The organism is Pseudohalioglobus sediminis, assembly GCF_008370495.1.
Classification (GTDB): domain Bacteria; phylum Pseudomonadota; class Gammaproteobacteria; order Pseudomonadales; family Halieaceae; genus Halioglobus.
The window spans coordinates 131,503-145,490 of the sequence record NZ_VTUX01000005.1 but is presented as its reverse complement, the minus strand read 5'-3'; the positions used below and the strand labels follow the sequence as shown (position 1 = coordinate 145,490).

Genomic DNA, 13,988 nt, shown 5'->3' with positions numbered 1-13,988 from the left:
AGCAGTATTACCTTAAGTGGGTATGCGAGCGAGGCCGCGGGCTTGCACTCCCGCGGCTGTCGCCACTGTACACAAGGCGGCGGGCGCTTGTCCAAAACCCACGCGGTGGCATTTTTGCGGGTGAACATTTTTTGAACACCGCCCCGGCCGCACGTATAATCGCCCACCCAAATTCGTGCCGGCAGGTGAGGCCAGTACCGTGGAATTCAAACAGCAGTTCGATGTAATCGTAGTCGGTGGCGGACATGCCGGTACCGAGGCCTGCCTGGCGGCGGCTCGCATGGGTTGTCGCACCCTGCTGTTGACTCACAGCGTGGATACGCTGGGCCAGATGTCCTGCAACCCGGCCATCGGCGGTATTGGCAAGAGCCACCTGGTGAAGGAGGTGGATGCCCTGGGGGGCGCCATGGCGCGGGCCACGGATCGCGCCGGTATTCAGTTCCGGGTCCTCAACTCGCGCAAGGGACCGGCGGTGCGTGCCACCCGGGCGCAGGCCGATCGCGTGCTGTACCGCAATGCTATCCGCGAGATCCTGGAGCGCCAGGAAAACCTCTTCATCTTCCAGCAGCCTGTGGACGACCTGCTCATTGAAAATGGCGTGATTGCCGGCGCGATCACCCAGATGGGGGTGATATTCCGGGCGCCGCGGGTGGTGCTGACCACCGGGACCTTCCTCGGTGGCAAACTGCACATCGGTATGGAAAACAGCGCCGGCGGGCGCGCCGGTGACCCGCCCTCCATAGCCCTGGCCTCGCTGCTGCGGGAAATGCCGTTTCGCGTGGAGCGGCTGAAAACCGGGACACCACCGCGCATTGACGCGCGCAGCGTGGATTTCACCGGGCTGCAGGAGCAGTGGGGTGACGAACCCATCCCGGTGATGTCCTTCCTGGGCAGCGCAGAGGAACATCCGGAGCAGCGTTGCTGCTGGATTACCCACACCAACGAGCGCACGCATGACATCATTCGCGCGGGCCTCGATCGCTCGCCACTGTTTTCCGGGGTTATTGAGGGTGTCGGCCCGCGTTACTGCCCCAGTGTCGAGGACAAGATACACCGCTTCGCTGACAAGAATTCACACCAGGTGTTTATCGAGCCCGAGGGCCTGAGCACCCCGGAGCTGTATCCCAACGGCATCTCTACCAGCCTGCCCTTCGACGTGCAGATCGACCTGGTGCACTCGATCAAGGGCTTCGAGAACGCCCACATTACCCGCCCGGGTTACGCTATCGAATACGATTTCTTCGACCCCCGTGACCTGCAGTATTCGCTGGAGACCAAAGCCCTGCCCGGCCTTTACTTTGCCGGCCAGATAAACGGCACCACGGGTTACGAGGAGGCGGCTGCGCAGGGCCTGCTGGCCGGCCTGAACGCAGCTTTGGCGGTCAAGGGCGAGCAACCCTGGTGCCCGCGCCGTGATGAAGCCTACATCGGGGTGCTGGTCGATGACCTGATCACCATGGGTACCATCGAGCCCTACCGGATGTTCACCTCCCGTGCCGAACACCGGCTGTTGCTGCGTGAAGACAACGCCGACCTGCGCCTGACCGAAACCGGCAGGGCACTCGGCCTGGTCGGGGATGCGCGCTGGCGCCGCTTCGAGGCAAAGCGCGAGGCCATTGCCCGCGAGACGGAGCGCCTGGCCGCGACCTGGATTCACCCCGGCAGCCCGGAAGCGAAGGCACTGGAACCCAGGCTGACCAGTCCGATGAGCCGCGAATACTCGCTGGCGGACCTGCTCAAACGTCCCGAGCTGGAATATGGCGACATCGCCTCCCTCAAGGGCGCCCCGGTGGACGATGAGCAGGCGGCCCAGCAGGTCGCGATCCAGGCCAAGTATGCCGGCTATATTGACCGGCAGCAGGATGAGATCGAGCGCCTGCGGCGTCATGAAAACACACCATTGCCCACCGACCTCGACTATGCGCAGGTCGACGGGCTGTCCAATGAGGTCAGGCAGAAACTGGCCGAGGCGCGACCGGACACGCTGGCCCGCGCGAGCCGAATCCCGGGTGTCACCGCCGCTGCTATCTCCCTGCTGCTGATCTATCTGAAGAAGCGCGGGGCCCTGTCGTCGTCGGGCGATGCACGCAAGCTGGCCTGAGTTGGACACAACATGCGAAGAACAGTTGGCGAGCGGCTGCGCCCGGCTTGGCCTGGAGCTTCCTGCCGACACGCGGGCGCGCCTGCTCGACTACCTGCAGATGATGGTGAAATGGAATCGGGCCTACAACCTCACGGCGGTGCGTGATCCCGAACAGATGGTAACGCGCCACCTGCTGGACAGCCTGGCGATCGCGCCTTACCTGCGTGGCCAGCGCCTGCTCGACGTGGGTACCGGTGGCGGCCTGCCCGGCGTGCCCATGGCCATCGTCTTTCCGCAGCGCGAATTTCACCTGCTGGACAGCAATGGCAAGAAAACACGCTTCCTGTTTCAGGTGAAAACTGCGCTTGGCTTGGCTAATATGACGGTCCACCAGGCGCGTGTGGAGTCATTCCAAAGCGACGCGCCATTCGACGCGGTGCTCTCGCGGGCATTTGCCTCGCTGGCAGACATGGTTTCCGGCTGCCGCCACCTGCTAGCGGATACAGGGCACTTTTTCGCCATGAAGGGTGCGTATCCGGAAGCGGAGCTGGCCGCGATCGCAGAGCTGTGTTCTGTGGAGGCGATACACCGCCTGCAGGTGCCGGGGCTGGACGAGCAGCGTCACCTGGTGGATATGACATTGCGCTGATTGGCGCAGCAAGCTGACCAGGGGAAATTGTGGCAAGAATCATCGCAATCGCGAACCAGAAGGGCGGGGTCGGCAAGACGACCACCTGCGTGAACCTTGCCGCCTCCCTTGCCGCGATGAAGAAGCGCGTGCTGCTGGTTGATCTCGACCCACAGGGTAACGCCACCATGGGCAGCGGCATCGACAAGTACGGCGTCGACCGCAGTATCTACGATGTGCTGGTGCACCGCGCCCCCGTTACCGAGGTCATTCTGCGCGCCGGCGACAGCAATTTTGATGTGCTGCCGTCGAACAGCGACCTCACCGCGGCAGAAGTCGAACTGATAGAGGTGGAGCACAAGGAGCGCCGTCTGCGGGCTGCGCTGATCGAGGCATCCGCACAATACGACTACGTGCTTATCGATTGCCCGCCCTCGTTGAACATGCTCACACTGAACGCACTGGTGGCAGCGGATGGCGTAATTATCACCATGCAGTGTGAGTATTTCGCGCTGGAAGGCTTGTCCGACCTGGTGCGAACCATCGGCCAGATAGCCGAATCGGTGAATGCCGGGTTACAGATCGAGGGCATCCTGCGCACCATGTACGACCCGCGCAACAGCCTCACCAATGAGGTCTCCAACCAGTTGCACAGTCATTTCGGCGACAAGGTCTACCGCACTGTGGTGCCGCGCAATGTGCGCCTCGCAGAGGCACCCAGTCATGGCGTACCGGCCATGTACTACGACAAATACTCCCGCGGCGCCAAGGCATACATGGCCCTGGCGGGGGAGATTATCCGGCGGGAGGAAAAACTCGCGCAGCAGGCGGCCCCCGTGGCCGTGGAATAAGGGAGAGCCAATATGTCCAAGAAACGTTCCCTGGGCCGCGGGCTGGATGCGCTGCTGGGCGCCAGTGCTGCCGCCAGCCAGGCGGCGGAGGCATCTGAAGCGACCGTGGCAGAGGCTGCCTCCGACCCGGATAAAGTGCTCAAGGAGCTGGCCGTGGACTTGATCCAGCGCGGCAAGTACCAGCCGCGCAGGGACATCGAGCCGGAATCGCTGCAGGAACTGGCAAACAGCATCAAGGCGCAGGGGGTGATGCAACCCATCGTGGTGCGCCCTGTTTCCGATCGCAAGTACGAGATTATTGCCGGTGAGCGTCGCTGGCGAGCCACACAGCTGGCCGGCCTGGACAGCATCCCGGCGGTGATCCGCGATGTGCCGGATGAGGCCGCCATCGCTATGGCCCTGATAGAGAACATACAGCGCGAGGACCTCAACCCGATTGAGGAGGCCGTGGCACTGCAGCGACTGCAACAGGAATTCGAGTTGACCCAGCAGGAGGTCGCGGATGCGGTAGGAAAATCACGCTCCACGGTAACCAACCTGTTGCGCCTGATGAGCCTGCAGGAGGACGTGCGGCGGCTGGTCGAGCACGGCGACCTGGAGATGGGGCATGCGCGTGCCCTGCTGGCCCTGGACGGAGGTGAGCAGTCCCTTGCCGCCGGCCAGGTCGTGGGCAGGGGCATGTCGGTACGCCAGACAGAAGCGCTGGTGCGGAACCTGCTCGCCGCCAAGGACAAGCCCAGGGAACAGAAGACACTGGATCCCAACATACGCCACCTGCAGGATGACCTGTCGCAGCGCCTGGGCACTAAAGTGCAGATCCAGCATTCGGCCAAGGGCAAGGGTAAGTTGGTGCTTGCTTACTCCTCGCTGGATGAACTGGACGGCATCCTGGCCCATATCAAGTAGAGCGGGCGGCAGAGCCCCACGCTGCGATCTGGCTCCCGGCCTGGGGGCATTGGCAGGCGGGCCATGAGCAGCGCCATCCAATACGCTGGTCCGGGATCAGCAAAACCAACTCCAACTACAAATACAGACGCAGTAACCTGATGAATCGATCTACCCCCCTGTTCTTGGTCCTTGTCGCCACAGCGGCACAGGTAAACGTGAGTGCCCATGAGTTGGAGGAAGTGGTCGTGCAGGGCAGGAGCCTGGTCCTGATCAACCAGGCGCGCAGCGCGTCCGAGGGCAGGGTGGGTCAGGCCGACCTGGAAATACGCCCGCTGTTGCGTACGGGCGATGTGCTGGAAGCCGTGCCCGGTATGGTCGTCACCCAGCACAGCGGCTCGGGGAAATCCAACCAGATGTTCCTGCGTGGTTTCAACCTTGATCACGGTACCGACTTTGCGACCTGGGTAGACGGTATGCCGGTCAATATGCGCTCGCATGGCCATGGCCAGGGCTATACCGATATCAACTTCCTGATCCCGGAAACCATCCGCACCGTGGATTTCGTCAAAGGGCCGTACCACGCAGAACTGGGTGACTTTTCATCGGCAGGCGGTGCCCATATCCGCACTGCCCAACGCCTCAGTGATGTCGAGGCCAGGGTGCAGGTGGGAGAGAATGGTTTCCAGCGCCTGCTGGCCATGGGCGGGCTCGATCTGGGTGCCGGCAGCCTGAGCGCCGCACTGGAGGGCCAGGCCTACGATGGTCCGTGGACGGATATCGAAGAGGACGTGAGTAAAGTCAACGGCTTGCTGCGTTACTACGAGGGCGATGACAGCAACAACTGGTTCGTCACCCTGATGGGCTACGACAACAGCTGGAATTCAGCAGACCAGATTCCCCGGCGCGCAGTGAACTCGGGCCTGATCGATGAATATGGGTCGCTGGACGATACCCTGGGCGGGGAATCGAGCCGTTACAGCCTGTCTGCCGGGCTGCAGCGCCAGACGGCCGGGGGCAGCCAGCAGTTGTCTGCCTACGCCATCGATTACCGCATGCAGCTCTGGTCCAATTTCACCTATCTGCTGGACGACCCGGAACGGGGCGACCAGTTCGAGCAACTGGATGACCGCCGTATCTACGGCGCGACATGGCACCAGCACTGGGGCAGCGGATCCTTACTGCAGCACCGCGCCGGCGCCCAGCTGCGCCACGACGACATCAACGAGGTCGCCCTGTTTCACACCGATCGCCGTCAGCGTCTCGGCACTACCCGGCGTGATGCGGTGGAGGAAACCAGCCTCGGGCTCTACTACGAACTGGACTGGGCGCTGGCTGAGCGCTGGCGGCTGGTCAGCGGCCTGCGTGGGGACTACTACCACTTCGACGTGGATTCCGACCTGGCCGCCAACAGCGGGTCTGATTCGGATAGCATACTCAGCCCCAAGGCCAGCCTGATCTATACGCCCGACGACACTCGCGAATACTATCTCAGCGGGGGGTTGGGCTTTCATTCCAACGATGCCCGCGGCACCACCATCAGTATCGATCCCGCTTCCGGGGAAGCGGTGGCGCCGGTGGACCCGCTGGTGCGCTCGCGCGGCGCCGAGTTCGGTTTGCGCAACGACTGGTGGGGCGCGGGCAACAGCGCACTTGCCGTCTGGTACCTGGAGCTGGACTCGGAGCTGCTGTTCGTGGGGGATGCCGGCACTACCGAGGCCAGCCGCCCGAGCCGTCGCTGGGGGCTGGAGCTGACGAACTTCTGGCGTATCAACGCGGTCTGGCAGCTCGAGCTCGACCTGGCCTGGACGCACGCCCGCTTCGACGATAGCGCGCCCGAGGGCGATTACATTCCCGGCGCCGTGCAATGGGTTGCCAGCGGGGCACTCAGTGCGCGCTATCCTGCAGGCTGGTTTGGCTCATTGCGACTGCGCCAGTTCAGTGGTGCGCCGCTGATAGAGGACAACAGTGTGGAGTCGGATGGCTCCGCGCTCGCCAGTCTCGCCCTGGGCTGGGAAGGCCAGCGCCTGCGCGTGCAGCTCGATGCGTTGAACCTGTTTGATTCCGACGACCACGATATCGACTACTACTACGCTTCGCGGCTGCCCGGTGAGCCCGCGACGGGGGCGGAAGACGTGCACTATCACGTATTCGAGCCGCGCCAGCTCCGCCTTTCCGTGGGCTATCGTTTCTAGGTGCGGCGCGCCTGCCAGTCACTGGCCGGGGCGCCGCAGGTACATTATCTAGTGGCTAAAAAACAGCCAGCCACTAAATAGGCGATTGCCGTGGCAAAGCGAGGCAAAAAGCGCAAAAACTGCAGTGATCGTGCGGGTAAATGCGGCGTATTTCTTCGCTGGATAACGACCATAGTCTGGTTGAACCTGCCCACTATTGCCCCTATAATGCGCGCGCCCTGATCGAGGATGAAACCCGTGAGGCTATTGGATAGGGGAGTAAGACGAGGCTGTCATGCCCGGTGCTGAGATAGCACGACCTCCAGTCCACCGCATCACCCTGGCGCAACTGGTGCTTCTTGTTGGTATATGCCTGCCACTGTTTGCATATGACAAGGTAGTGGCCTGGTCACTGGGAGCGGGGGCGTTAATCGCCATCATTCCTCAGGCCTATTTTGCGCAGCTGGCTTTCCGCTGGCGTGGCGCAAAATCAGCCAGGGCTATAGCCCGGTCCAGCTACGCTGGGGAAATTGGCAAGTTTTTGCTGAGTATCGCCGGGTTTGCCGTTGTCTTTGCGACGGTTCGGCCCATAGACGGCCTGGCAGTATTCATCGGTTACCTGGTGATGCTGGTTATTCAGATTTTTGGTAGCTGGTTGTTGCTCACGCGCAACCAGTGAAAGCAACATAGACGCAAGAGTTCTATAGATGGCAGCTTCAGGCGAAACCCAGACAATCTCCGAATACATTGTCCACCACCTGACTAACCTGACGTACGGCAAGCTTCCGGGCGGTTTTGAGCGCTATGACGGCTCCATTGTGCCGGACGGCGGCGTTTGGACCATGGCCCATGGCGGCGCCGAGGCGGCGGCCATGGGGTTCAATGCCATCCACGTTGATTCCATGATGTGGTCTATCGGCCTTGGCATCGTTTTCTGCCTGCTGTTCCGATCGGTCGCCAAGAAAGCCGAAGCCGGCGTTCCCAGCGGGCTGGTCAATGCAGTAGAGATGATCGTCGACTTCGTAGACGGCACCGTCAAGGATACCTTCCACGGCCACAACAAGCTGGTCGCGCCTCTGGCCCTGACAATCTTCGTCTGGGTCTTCCTGATGAACCTGATGGACCTGGTGCCGGTTGACCTGGTGCCGCATACCCTGATGTTGCTGGGTGTCGAATACCAGAAAATCGTGCCATCCACCGACCCCAACATCACCATGGGCATGGCCGTGGGTGTGTTCATCCTGATGCTGTATTACTCGATCAAGGTAAAGGGATTCGGTTTCGTGAAAGAACTGACCCTGAATCCCTTCAATCACTGGATCTTCATTCCTGTGAACCTGTTCATGGAAGTGGTTGGCCTGCTGGCCAAGCCCTTCTCACTCGGCCTGCGTCTGTTCGGAAACATGTACGCCGGCGAGATGATCTTCATTCTGATTGCAGCCCTGTTCAGTGCCGGTATTGCCTGGATGGCACCCGCGGGTCTGCTGCAGATTGGCTGGGCGATTTTCCATATCCTGGTAATCACCCTGCAAGCATTTATCTTCATGGTGCTGACGATTGTGTATCTCAGCATGGCTCATGAAGATCATTAATTAACTGTAACTCAACCTTTTGGTTCTTTACTTACTCTAGGAGAAACTCATGGAACTGATCTACGTTGCTGCCGCCATCATGATGGGACTGGGTGGTCTTGGTGCCGCTATCGGTGTTGGCCTGTTGGGCGGAAAGCTGATCGAAGGCTCTGCTCGCCAGCCTGAACTGGCGCCGAAACTGCAGGTAACCTTCTTCCTGGGCGCTGGCCTGGTAGACGCGATCCCCATCATCGGTGTTGGTATCGCCATGTACCTGATCTTCGTTGTTGCAGGTTAATAGAGACATTGTTTAACGGAGCCCTGCCACCGCAGATGGCTCCCAACAACAACAACCTGTGAGGAGAAGAGCGTGAATATAAATCTTACGCTTATCGGGCAAATGATCGCGTTTGTCGGCTTCGTGTGGTTTTGCATGAAGTATGTATGGCCGCCGATTATGGCCGCCATGGAAGAGCGCGAGCAAAAAATCGCTGATGGCCTGGCTGCCGCTGACCGCGCCAGTCACGACCTCGAACTGGCCAAGGAAAAGGCGGTAGAACGCCTGAAGGAAGCCAAGGAAGAGGCCGCTGGCATCATCGACGCCGCCAACAAGCGTGCCAACCAGTTGGTAGAAGAAGCCAAGGAAGCTGCGGTTGCGGAAGCAGACCGGGTCAAGGCTTCTGCGCAGGCTGAGATTGAGCAGGAGACCAACCGCGCGCGTGAAGCATTGCGCAGCGAAGTTGCCACCCTTTCTCTTGTCGGTGCCGAAAAGGTCCTGGGTGCTTCGATCGACCGTGAAGCACACAAAGAGCTGGTAGACCAGCTGGCCGCAGAGCTGTAATCGCGAGGGAGCTATGGCTGAACTAAGCACACTGGCACGCCCCTACGCCAGGGCAGCTTTCGAGTATGCCCGCGAGCACAATTCGCTGGCGCAATGGCTGGAGCAACTGGGTACGGCTGCGGCCGTGACCCAAGCTGAAGGCATGGAGTCTGTGCTGGACAATCCGTCCATCACCGATGAAAGGCAGGCACAGATCGTCAACGACGTCTGTGGTGACGCCATCGGCGCCGAGGTAAAGAACTTCATTACGATTCTTTCCTCCAACAAGCGCCTGTCGCTATTGCCGGAAATTCATGCCCAGTTTGACCTGCTCAAGTCCAGCCAGGAAAAGTCCGTGGATGTCGAGGTGATTTCCGCCTTTGACCTGGACGACGCCACCGCAGAGCGGTTGGCGGCAGCACTGGGCAAGAAACTCGAGCGCGAGGTGAAGGTGAGCACATCCACCGACAACAACCTTCTGGGTGGCGTATTAATCAGGGCCGGTGATCTGGTGATCGATGGCTCCTTGCGCGGCAGGCTGAACAAGCTGGCCGAAGCAATGAATTCCTAGAATTAGGATTGAGGAACAGAGCATGCAGCAACTGAATCCATCTGAGATTAGCGAGATCATCAAGTCGCGCATCGATTCGCTCGATGTGTCTTCTGAGGCTCGCAACGAAGGCACCGTGGTTTCCGTATCCGACGGTATCATTCGTATCCATGGTCTCGCCGAAGTGATGTACGGTGAGATGATCGAATTTGAGGGCGGCATCTACGGTATGGCGCTCAACCTGGAGCGTGACTCCGTTGGCGCGGTAATACTGGGTGACTACAAGAGCCTGGCCGAAGGCCAGAGCTGTCGCTGTACCGGCCGTATCCTGGAAGTACCGGTCGGCCCGGAACTGCAGGGCCGCGTGGTAGACGCACTGGGTAACCCCATCGACGGCAAGGGCCCGGTCAACGCATCCCTGACCGACGCCCTGGAAAAAGTGGCGCCGGGCGTTATCGCCCGTCAATCGGTTGACCAGCCGGTGCAGATCGGCCTCAAGGCCGTTGACTCCATGGTGCCCATCGGTCGCGGCCAGCGTGAGCTGATCATTGGTGACCGCCAGATCGGTAAAACTGCGATCGCGGTTGACGCGATCATCAACCAGAAAGACTCCGGCATTAAGTGTATCTACGTGGCGGTAGGCCAGAAGGCCTCCTCCGTTGCCGCGGTAGTGCGCAAGCTGGAAGAGCACGGCGCCATGGACCACACCATTGTGGTCGCTGCGACTGCTTCCGATCCCGCTGCCATGCAGTACCTGGCACCGTTTGCCGGTTGCACCATGGGCGAGTACTACCGCGATCGCGGTGAAGATGCCCTGATCATTTACGATGACCTGACCAAGCAGGCCTGGGCCTATCGCCAGATCTCCCTGCTGCTGCGTCGTCCTCCCGGTCGTGAAGCTTACCCCGGTGACGTGTTCTACCTGCACTCCCGTCTGCTGGAGCGCGCGGCCCGTGTTAACGCTGATTACGTCGAGAAATTCACCAACGGTGAAGTGAAAGGCCAAACCGGTTCACTCACAGCACTGCCGGTTATTGAAACCCAGGCTGGTGACGTGTCTGCCTTCGTACCGACCAACGTGATCTCCATTACCGACGGTCAGATCTTCCTTGAGGCCGACATGTTCAACGCGGGTATTCGCCCGGCAATGAACGCCGGTATCTCCGTATCGCGTGTAGGTGGTGCGGCCCAGACCAAGATCATGAAGAAGCTGTCCGGTGGTATTCGTACCGCACTGGCGCAGTACCGTGAACTGGCGGCGTTCTCGCAGTTTGCTTCCGATCTCGATGATGCCACCAGGGCCCAGCTGGACCTCGGTGAGCGAGTTACCGAGCTGATGAAGCAGAAGCAGTATTCACCCCAGTCCATCGCCGAGATGGGCCTGGTGCTCTACGCTGCCAACGAAGGCTATCTCGAGGACGTGGAAGTGGCCAAGATCGGTGACTTCGAGGATGCGCTGTTGTCCTACATGCACGCAGAGCACGGCGACCTGATGAAGAGCATCGTGGAAAGCGGTGATTACAACGACGAGATAGAAGGCACCTTCAAGTCTGCTATCGAGAAGTTCAAGTCGACTCAAACCTGGTAAATCGTTATGGCAGCCGGAAAAGAAATCCGCACCAAGATCTCGAGTATCCAGAGCACGCAGAAGATCACCAGCGCCATGGAAATGGTGGCGGCGTCGAAAATGCGCAAGGCTCAGGAACGTATGCAGCTGGGTAAGCCCTACGCCCGCCGTATGCGCTCCGTGGTTGGTCACATCGCGAACGCTGCACCTGAGTACCAGCACATGTACATGGAGCAGCGTGAAATCAAGCGTGTTGGCTACATCGTTATATCCACCGACCGCGGCCTCTGTGGCGGCCTGAACATCAACCTGTTCAAGGCAACCGTGAAGTCCATGAAGCAGTGGAACGACCAGGGCATTGATATCGACCTGTCACTGGTCGGCGCGAAAGCCACCGCATTCTTCAACAGCTATGGTGGTAACGTCACCGCGGCTGTGCGTGACCTCGGGGAAGAGCCCTCGGTCTCGGATCTTATCGGTGGCGTCAAAGCCATGCTGGACTCTTACGAGGAAGGCAAGATCGATCGCCTGTTCCTGGTAAGCAACCATTTCGTCAATACCATGACTCAGGAGCCGACAGTTGAGCAGTTGCTGCCGCTGGAAGCAAAAGAGTCCGACGATATGAAGCACCACTGGGATTACATTTACGAGCCCGACGCCAAGGAGTTGCTGGAAGGCCTGCTGACCCGTTATATCGAGTCCCAGGTTTACCAGGCGGTAGTGGAAAACGGTGCCTGTGAACAGGCGGCACGGATGATGGCAATGAAGAACGCCACTGAGAATGCCGGCGAACTGATCGACGACCTGCAGCTTATTTACAACAAAGCGCGCCAGGCGGCGATTACCCAGGAGCTGTCCGAAATTGTTGGCGGTGCCGCGGCGATCAGCTAAGCGGTACTGATTGGGCCCCGCGGGGTCAGTGAAAGAATTTGATTTTGAAATAGAGGATCCGAACATGAGTAGCGGACGAGTCGTACAAATCATCGGCGCGGTAATCGACGTGGAATTCCCACGTGACGCCGTACCGCAGGTATACGATGCACTGAAGATCACCGAGAAAGATACCACTCTGGAAGTACAGCAGCAGCTGGGCGATGGTGTGGTGCGTGCAATTGCACTGGGTTCTTCAGAAGGTCTTTCCCGCGGTCTCGCGGTAGAGAACACCGGCGCACCGATTTCCGTGCCTGTCGGCCAGGAAACACTGGGTCGCATCATGGACGTGCTGGGCAACCCCATTGACGAGTGTGGCCCCATTGGTGAGCAAGAGCGCGCGCCGATTCACCGCGATGCTCCTGCCTACGATGAGCTGGCTGCAGCGGAAGAACTGCTGGAGACCGGCATCAAGGTGATCGACCTGGTATGTCCTTTTGCCAAGGGCGGCAAGATCGGCCTGTTCGGCGGTGCCGGTGTTGGTAAGACCGTTAACATGATGGAGCTGATCAACAACATTGCGATTCAGCACTCCGGACTGTCGGTTTTTGCCGGTGTAGGTGAGCGTACTCGTGAGGGTAACGACTTCTACTACGAGATGCAGGAATCCGGCGTTGTTAACGTCGAGACCTTCAGCGAATCCAAAGTGGCCATGGTATACGGCCAGATGAATGAGCCCCCCGGCAACCGTCTGCGTGTGGCCCTGACCGGCCTGACCATGGCTGAGAAGTTCCGTGATGAAGGTCGTGACGTACTGCTGTTCGTTGACAACATCTACCGTTACACCCTGGCGGGAACCGAGGTATCGGCACTGCTGGGTCGTATGCCTTCCGCGGTGGGCTACCAGCCTACACTGGCGGAAGAAATGGGTGTACTGCAGGAACGTATTACTTCGACCAAGGTTGGTTCCATCACCTCGATCCAGGCGGTATACGTGCCGGCGGACGACCTGACCGACCCGTCACCGGCAACAACCTTCGCCCACCTTGACGCCACCGTGGTACTGTCTCGTGATATCGCCGCGAAAGGTATCTACCCTGCGGTTGATCCACTGGACTCTACCTCCCGTCAGCTGGACCCGCTGCTGATCGGCAACGAGCACTACGACACCGCGCGCGGTGTACAGAACGTGCTGCAGCGCTACAAGGAACTGAAGGACATCATCGCCATCCTGGGTATGGACGAACTGTCCGAGGAAGACAAGCAGACTGTGGACCGCGCACGTAAAATTGAGCGTTTCCTGTCCCAGCCCTTCCACGTGGCGGAAGTATTTACCGGCTCCCCCGGTAAGTATGTGTCCCTGAAAGACACCATTGCCGGCTTCAAGGGCATCCTCGCCGGTGAATATGATCATCTGCCGGAGCAGGCTTTCTACATGGTTGGCAGCATTGAAGAAGCTGTCGAGAAAGCCAAGAGCCTGTAAGTCAGCAGTCGTAGAGAGAGGCCAGAAATATGGCAATGACAATTCACTGCGACATCGTGAGTGCCGAAGAGGAAATCTTCTCCGGCCTGGTGGAAACGCTGGTCGCCACGGGTAGCGAAGGCGAACTGGGCGTCAGTTACGGCCACGCGCCGCTGCTGACCGGCCTGGTGCCGGGCCCGGTGCGTATCGTCACACAGGATGGAAACGAAGAGGTCTACTATGTCTCTGGCGGTTTCCTCGAAGTGCAGCCGGGTGTGGTTTCGATCCTGGCGGATACGGCTATTCGCGCCCACGATGTAGATGAAGCGGCAGCAGAGGAAGCACGTAAGGAGGCCGAGCATGCACTGGCGAACCAGTCAGGCGAGTTCGACTACGGTCGTGCCTCCGCGCAGCTGGCCGAAGCAGCAGCCCAGCTGGCCACCCTGCGCAAGATGAAGAACCGGGCGGGGCGCGGTTAAGCCCACTCCGCACCGGACTGTCGGCAGTGACCCCGGTTGCCACCGACA

14 protein-coding genes are annotated in these 13,988 nt (G+C 59.9%); all 14 read left to right on the top strand.

Annotated features, from left to right (window positions below; genetic code table 11):
• Positions 1-199: 199 nt before the first annotated feature.
• The 14 genes from mnmG (at position 200) to F0M18_RS11890 (ending at position 13,940) form a co-directional block, all read left to right on the top strand.
• Positions 200-2,101: a tRNA uridine-5-carboxymethylaminomethyl(34) synthesis enzyme MnmG gene (gene mnmG, locus F0M18_RS11955; protein ID WP_149611675.1), complete on the top strand. Its 1,902-nt coding sequence runs from the start codon at positions 200-202 to the stop codon at positions 2,099-2,101.
• Positions 2,082-2,732 carry a 16S rRNA (guanine(527)-N(7))-methyltransferase RsmG gene (rsmG, locus tag F0M18_RS11950; RefSeq protein ID WP_149611674.1) on the top strand — a complete coding sequence of 217 codons (651 nt, stop codon included), beginning with the start codon at positions 2,082-2,084 and terminating at the stop codon, positions 2,730-2,732. Before mnmG ends, rsmG begins: the two co-directional genes overlap by 20 nt.
• A gap of 29 nt (positions 2,733-2,761) precedes the next feature.
• Positions 2,762-3,562 (top strand): ParA family protein, encoded by an 801-nt coding sequence (locus tag F0M18_RS11945; protein WP_149611673.1) that lies wholly within the window; start codon positions 2,762-2,764, stop codon positions 3,560-3,562.
• Positions 3,563-3,574: 12 nt separating this feature from the next.
• Positions 3,575-4,468, top strand: coding sequence for a ParB/RepB/Spo0J family partition protein (locus F0M18_RS11940; protein ID WP_149611672.1), 894 nt, complete (start codon positions 3,575-3,577; stop codon positions 4,466-4,468).
• Positions 4,469-4,608: 140 nt separating this feature from the next.
• Positions 4,609-6,642, top strand: a complete 2,034-nt coding sequence (locus tag F0M18_RS11935; RefSeq protein WP_149611671.1) for a TonB-dependent receptor — start codon at positions 4,609-4,611, stop codon at positions 6,640-6,642.
• A gap of 274 nt (positions 6,643-6,916) precedes the next feature.
• On the top strand, positions 6,917-7,300 hold the full coding sequence (locus F0M18_RS11930; RefSeq protein ID WP_149611670.1) for an ATP synthase subunit I: 384 nt from the start codon (positions 6,917-6,919) through the stop codon (positions 7,298-7,300).
• Positions 7,301-7,328: 28 nt separating this feature from the next.
• The gene (gene atpB / locus F0M18_RS11925) at positions 7,329-8,213 is read left to right on the top strand and encodes a F0F1 ATP synthase subunit A (protein WP_149611669.1); all 885 of its coding nucleotides are present in this window, start codon (positions 7,329-7,331) and stop codon (positions 8,211-8,213) included.
• Positions 8,214-8,262: 49 nt separating this feature from the next.
• Positions 8,263-8,490, top strand: coding sequence for a F0F1 ATP synthase subunit C (atpE, locus tag F0M18_RS11920; protein ID WP_009020576.1), 228 nt, complete (start codon positions 8,263-8,265; stop codon positions 8,488-8,490).
• 72 nt (positions 8,491-8,562) lie between these two features.
• Positions 8,563-9,033, top strand: coding sequence for a F0F1 ATP synthase subunit B (locus tag F0M18_RS11915; RefSeq protein WP_149611668.1), 471 nt, complete (start codon positions 8,563-8,565; stop codon positions 9,031-9,033).
• 13 nt (positions 9,034-9,046) lie between these two features.
• Positions 9,047-9,583 (top strand): F0F1 ATP synthase subunit delta, encoded by a 537-nt coding sequence (locus F0M18_RS11910; RefSeq protein ID WP_149611667.1) that lies wholly within the window; start codon positions 9,047-9,049, stop codon positions 9,581-9,583.
• A 22-nt stretch (positions 9,584-9,605) separates the two neighbouring features.
• The gene (gene atpA, locus F0M18_RS11905) at positions 9,606-11,150 is read left to right on the top strand and encodes a F0F1 ATP synthase subunit alpha (RefSeq protein ID WP_149611666.1); all 1,545 of its coding nucleotides are present in this window, start codon (positions 9,606-9,608) and stop codon (positions 11,148-11,150) included.
• 6 nt (positions 11,151-11,156) lie between these two features.
• Positions 11,157-12,020 (top strand): F0F1 ATP synthase subunit gamma, encoded by an 864-nt coding sequence (gene atpG / locus F0M18_RS11900; protein WP_149611665.1) that lies wholly within the window; start codon positions 11,157-11,159, stop codon positions 12,018-12,020.
• Positions 12,021-12,084: 64 nt separating this feature from the next.
• The gene (gene atpD / locus F0M18_RS11895) at positions 12,085-13,482 is read left to right on the top strand and encodes a F0F1 ATP synthase subunit beta (protein ID WP_149611664.1); all 1,398 of its coding nucleotides are present in this window, start codon (positions 12,085-12,087) and stop codon (positions 13,480-13,482) included.
• A 29-nt stretch (positions 13,483-13,511) separates the two neighbouring features.
• A complete protein-coding gene (locus tag F0M18_RS11890) occupies positions 13,512-13,940 on the top strand; it encodes a F0F1 ATP synthase subunit epsilon (protein ID WP_149611663.1) in 429 nt (142 codons plus the stop codon).
• The last annotated feature ends 48 nt before the right edge of the window (positions 13,941-13,988 follow it).